At 45.6% G+C, this 1056-nt stretch carries 1 protein-coding gene; it reads left to right on the plus strand.

Annotated features, from left to right (window positions below; genetic code table 11):
• Nucleotides 1-236: 236 nt before the first annotated feature.
• Nucleotides 237-1056 (plus strand): ABC transporter transmembrane domain-containing protein (locus tag ACS8FC_RS14895; protein ID WP_439297343.1); only part of this gene is annotated, 820 nt, incomplete at its 3' end.

The following is a 1056-nucleotide window of genomic DNA, read 5'->3' on the forward strand; positions in this document are numbered from 1 at the left end:
TTGAATGTCTGAGGAAGTTGAGGTTTAGAAGGTAACAACATATATTTTTTACAGCAATCTATTTGTCATTATCCCTACAGTTATCATGCTTATCAACGCCGCATTAGTGAGTTTCATATTTGGCAAATTACAATTTACTGCATGCCTGATTGCCAAGTTTTGCTAAAATACCCTGCTATTTTATTAACATAAGTAACGACTCAAAACCGCTCTGGTTTGACGTATTATTGCCGCCTATGAACGCTCTATTTCGCTTTTTCGAATCCCGTCTCCCCGCCTTTCCTGAAACGCCTATGCCATTACCTCGTAAGGGGTTATTGAGATTTTTGTGGGCCTGTACGCATGGTTTGCGCGGCTGGCTGTTCTTATTTATGATCCTCTCCGCTGGCGTCGGGGTCTATGAAGCCATGCTGTTTGCATGGATTGGTAACTTGGTGGATTGGCTGGGTGCTTATACCCCGCAGACGTTATGGGCAGAAAAAAGCGATATGCTGCTGCTAATGTTTGCCGTCTTGATTCTCAGTCCTTTTTGGATTGCCATGTCCTCCTTGATACATTTTCAGGTCATTCAGGGCGTGTTTCCGATGCAAATGCGCTGGCGTTTTCATCGCCGCATGCTCGGACAATCGATGCAGTTTTATCAAGATGAGTTTTCAGGACGTGTCTCAGCAAAGGTGATGCAAACTGCACTTGCGGTGCGTGATACGGTGATGACCATCACGGATATGATGATGTATGTGGTGGTATATTTTGTCACTACTGGAGTGATTTTATTTAATCTGGACAGCTTGCTGCTCATTCCATTTGCGGTTTGGTTTGTACTGTTTGGGCTTGCTATGTGGTACTTTATTCCAAAGCTCAAACGAACGGCCATTGTGCAAGCGGATGCCCGTGCCTTGATGACAGGTCGCATCACCGATGCTTATGCCAATATCATGACCGTCAAGCTGTTTAGCCACTCGCAGCGCGAACTGGGTTATGCCAAATACGCGATGAATCAGTTTTTGGGCACCGTACACGCACAGATGCGCTGGGTCAGCTATCTTGAGGTCGTCA

It is taken from the genome of Psychrobacter sp. 1Y4 (genome assembly GCF_051847555.1).